This is a genomic window from Pseudomonas sp. (assembly GCF_050739995.1).
Classification (GTDB): Bacteria; Pseudomonadota; Gammaproteobacteria; order Pseudomonadales; family Pseudomonadaceae; genus Aquipseudomonas.
This window is the reverse complement of record NZ_JBOICG010000226.1, coordinates 1-4,408: the sequence shown is the minus strand read 5'-3', so window position 1 is coordinate 4,408 and position 4,408 is coordinate 1. Positions and strand designations below refer to the sequence as shown.

Genomic DNA, 4,408 nt, shown 5'->3' with positions numbered 1-4,408 from the left:
GATCGTGGTGATGTTGTTCTTCGTCGACAATCGAGGCGATGGCGGCCACGGCCAGGGGGTCGATGTCGCGTAGTGTGTGGAGTTGATGGGCGAGGTGTTTGAGCACCACACTTTCCACCGCCACGGTGGTGGCCACGATAGCCTTGCGACCGCACAACCCGGTGATCAGCCCCAGTACCAGGCCACCGAGCCCGCACAACCAGTAGCTGCGGCAACGGCGATAACCCCGGCGCTGCAACTCGGCCTGGAACACAGCGCGGTGGCGGCGCTCGTGAGAGAGGAACTCCTTGAGCTCAGCGACCATGCCCGGGGCAGAGAACCGCGCCATGAACAACTGGCCACTGTAGATACAGATCGCGCCATGCTCGCCGGCATGGTCAACCTTGATCATGCGGTGGCCGAGATCTTTGTCGAAAATCGAAACAGCGGGTGCGTTCACGGTTGACGGCCTTGTGCGTGGGCCGGGTAACGGCCGATCCTGAGTGCGCCGAGTATCCTGCAGCACGCCGCCAATGACCATCCATCGCTTGGGATACATTCAATCGAACCTATTCAATCCCACCCCACTCCACCTAATTGAACCCTGATGGTGGAGTAAGGATCATGGCTCAGCCATCGATTTTAGTACTGGAAGACGACGAAATCATTCGGGCGTTGATGGTGGATGTGCTGGAAGATTTCGGTGCCGTAGTGACATCGTTTCCTTCGGCGGATGAAGGCATGATTTACCTGGAACAAGGCGATGACCCGGTGGACCTGATTGTCAGCGATATCCAGATGCCGGGTCTGCTCAATGGGTACGACCTGAGCAAGGTGGTGGCGCATCGCTGGCCATCCTTACCGGTGGTGCTGACTTCCGGCAATACCACGCTGGCGGCACAACTGGGTAGTTCCGTGCGGTTCCTGCCCAAACCCTGGAGCGCCGAGCGCTTACTTGAATGCGTGCAAACGGCGCTGACCCAGCAAGGCATGTCCATGCATTGATAGCGCCTCGACATTATCCAGGGTAATCGTCCAGGCCCATGGTGACTGGAAGCGCGAACACTTGTTCGATGTGTAGAACAGCGGTTCCCGACTAACTGCCGGGTGCCGATCGGATTAAACATATAAATTCACACACCATCACGACCACTTAACGCCTCCTTAATAAGCCGCCCAAAACTTTACAAGCGTTTAGCTCATTCATCCCCCCATTACAACCCGACACATATAAGCGCTCGCCAACCACAATAAACCAAACTAACTTAACCCTCGCATTGTTACAGGGAAGAACATGCTATGTAAGACTTAAAACTTAATCTTCATAGAGAGAGACCTTCCAATGATTAATTCTATCAACACCCACGCTTTTCCATATGCCACCTCTCCAGCCGCCCAGGCTGACCAGCCCGCTAATTCCCGTCAAAAACGAAGCGTCGCAGAACCACAACCATTCGCCGAAAGTGCGTTCTATGAAGCCAATCCAGATAAAAGTCGTCGACGCACTGGTGGTGGCTTAGACAGCCTGGGGCAAGGCCGTATTCTGTAATAAGTAAACCCCATCTTTAATACCTGCTAAAAGAGCAGCGCTAACGCGCTGCTCCTTGTGTATCGCTTGATTAAGCCAATGACTCTACCATTTAAATTCAGTGCCATTACTTTACAAAAAACCCAACACCCCTTGAATTAACCCTGACGAACAACCATTAACTTTAGTTACCCGCCTTATACCTACCCACAACATCGACAGGAACGCACCGAAGCAATAACCCATAGCCACCCAACTAAAGTCCTCACTGTCCCTATTCAAAGCCCGCAGCCCCCGATGTACAGTAGCTTCAGCCACGGAGTATCGGCGTCAACCACGACTGGCCTTGGGAGCCAGCCTACGCAGGAAGCGCACATATGGACGATAACTCCGACAGCAAGCCGCTGAGCAATGACTTTTCCGATCTCAACATTGACATGCTGCATGCGGTCATGGAGCTGGTCAGCGATGGGATCTGGGATTGGAACGCCAATACCGGCTTCGTCTACCGCAACCCTGGCTGGTACGAAATGCTCGGCTACCCCCGCCACTCCATGGAGAACAGTGTGTTCACCTGGGAGAGGGTAATCCACGCCGATGACTACCCTCAAGTCATGACCCTGTTCGATGACTACATCCATCGTCGCGCGTCCTTCTACCGGGCCGAGTACCGCTGCCGCAAAGCCGATGGCACTTACTTGTGGATCGAAGACCGTGGCTACGTCATTGCACGCAATGACGACGGTTCGGTGGCGCGTATGGTCGGTGCTCATCGCGATATCCAAGTACGCAAATCCTCGATAGAACAGCTGGAGCGACGTAACCAGTCCCTTGAGGCCTTGGTGGCCGAGCGCACCCGCGAGCTGTCGCGGGTCAATCAACAACTGCAATTGCAACTGGACGAAAACCGATTCCTGGCCGAACACGACGCCTTGACTCGAGTGGCGAACCGCTACTGCCTGGAGAAAGTCTTGCTGGAAGAATGCGAGCGCGCCGAGCGCTTTCGTTTGCCGCTGGCACTGGTGGCCATGGATATCGATGACTTCAAGCCGATCAATGATCAACACGGTCACGCCGTCGGTGACCAAGCCCTGGTACGAGTGGTGGAGAGCCTGCTGGCCTGCGTACGGCAGGGCGACTTGCTGGCGCGCTGGGGAGGTGACGAATTTATTTTGGTCTTGCCCAAAAGCTCGCTGATGGTTGCGAGGGCGTTGGCCGAAACGGTTCGCCAAGCCATACGCGAGGTACCTGCAGTGGGCGAGTTCGCACTGACATTGAGTCTGGGTGTGGTAGAGCGTCGTCCGGGTGAGTCCCCGACCGCCCTGATGGTACGAGCCGATCAGGCGCTGTACCGGTCCAAGGCGGCGGGAAAAGACAAGGTTTCGGAGTAACGATCAGCGCACCGGAGGCGCGTACTGGATACCGCCTTCACTCCACAGGGCATTAAGCCCACGCTTGATCTTCAACACGCTGCCCTGGCCGATGTTGCGCTCGAACACTTCGCCATAGTTGCCCACCTGTTTAACGATCTGCACCACCCAATCCTTGCGCAGTTTCAGGTCCTTGCCATATTCGCCGTCGACGCCGAGCAACCGCGCGACATCCGGGTTTTGGGTGGTCCTGGCTTGTTCTTCGACGTTCTGCGAGGTGATGCCCATTTCCTCGGCATTGAGCATGGCAAACAGCGTCCACTTGACGATGCTGAACCACTCATCGTCCCCCTTGCGCACCAGCGGGCCCAACGGTTCCTTGGAGATCACTTGCGGCAGCACCACGAACTCCTCCGGGTGAGCCATCTTGATGCGCTGGGCGTACAAGCCCGATTGATCAGTGGTCAGCACATCGCAGCGTCCGGATTCCAGGCCCTTGGCGCTCTCGTCAGCGGTATCGAAGGTGATCGGCGTGTACTTCATGCCATGGGTACGAAAGTAATCGGAGACGTTGAGCTCCGTCGTGGTGCCGGCCTGAAGGCAGACAGTCGCCCCATCCAATTGCTTGGCGTCGGTCACGCCCAGCTTGTTGTTCACCAGAAAACCGATACCGTCGTAGTAAGTCACGCCGGTGAACACCAGGCCCATGCCCGAATCACGGGAGCTGGTCCACGTGGTGTTGCGTGAGATCACATCAACTTCACCGGATTGCAGCGCGGTGAACCGCTCCTTGGCGGTCAACTGACTGAACTTCACCTTCGAGGCGTCGCCAAACACCGCTGCGGCGACGGCATGGCACACATCGACATCAATGCCGGTCATTTTGCCCTGGCTGTCAGGTACACCGAAGCCCGGCAGGCCGTCGCTGACGCCGCACTGGATAAAACCCTTCTTCTGGATCGCATCCAAGGTGGCGCCCGCGTGGGCGCTACCCGCCAAACCCACGGCCGCAACGGCGGTGAGGGCGAGCACGGTGGTCTTGAGGTTTTTCATGCGAAGCACTCCCTGTCGATCTTTATTATTCGGCGCTGCACAGCCCGCACCGGTTTTTGAAGTTGCGAGGCAGTATCAACGGCTTTGCACCTGCGTCACAAACGACCTTTAGGCAACAACTCCTTCCCATTTGGAATGACCCGGCGACTTTATTTCGTTTGCGACAAAGCCGGGCGCGCAGCTTAGATAAAAAGACGCCCGCCACTGCCGAGTCCCGGATTCATGAGCCGCGAAACCATCAGCCAGTCGATTTCCATCGTTCACCCTATCAGCCTCAGCCACGGTCAGAACGCTGAGGTGTGGGACACCACGGGCAAACGCTATATCGACTTTGTCGGCGGTATCGGCGTGCTCAACCTTGGCCATTGCCACCCCGGTGTGGTCGAGGCAATTCGTGAGCAGGCGACCAAGCTGACCCACTACGCGTTCAACGCGGCACCCCACGCGCCCTACTTCGAATTGATGGAACGCCTTACCG

General features: G+C 56.8%; 5 protein-coding genes. 3 read left to right on the top strand and 2 right to left on the bottom strand.

Annotated features, from left to right (window positions below):
* A partial coding sequence (locus ACRESD_RS07770) for a demethoxyubiquinone hydroxylase family protein (protein WP_431750387.1) occupies positions 1–439 on the bottom strand: 439 nt, incomplete at its 3' end.
* 164 nt (positions 440–603) lie between these two features.
* Between ACRESD_RS07770 and ACRESD_RS07765 the strand changes: the two genes are divergently transcribed.
* Together ACRESD_RS07765 and ACRESD_RS07760 are read left to right on the top strand one after the other, a co-directional pair.
* Positions 604–984 (top strand): response regulator, encoded by a 381-nt coding sequence (locus tag ACRESD_RS07765; protein WP_431750386.1) that lies wholly within the window; start codon positions 604–606, stop codon positions 982–984.
* 900 nt (positions 985–1,884) lie between these two features.
* Positions 1,885–2,898, top strand: a complete 1,014-nt coding sequence (locus ACRESD_RS07760; RefSeq protein ID WP_431750385.1) for a diguanylate cyclase domain-containing protein — start codon at positions 1,885–1,887, stop codon at positions 2,896–2,898.
* A 3-nt stretch (positions 2,899–2,901) separates the two neighbouring features.
* Here ACRESD_RS07760 and ACRESD_RS07755 read toward each other — a convergent pair whose 3' ends face one another.
* Complete coding sequence (locus tag ACRESD_RS07755; RefSeq protein WP_431750384.1) at positions 2,902–3,930, bottom strand: amino acid ABC transporter substrate-binding protein; 1,029 nt, start codon at positions 3,928–3,930, stop codon at positions 2,902–2,904.
* A gap of 222 nt (positions 3,931–4,152) precedes the next feature.
* Between ACRESD_RS07755 and ACRESD_RS07750 the strand changes: the two genes are divergently transcribed.
* Positions 4,153–4,408, top strand: a 256-nt coding sequence (locus ACRESD_RS07750; protein WP_431750383.1) for an aminotransferase class III-fold pyridoxal phosphate-dependent enzyme, incomplete at its 3' end; no start/stop codon positions are given.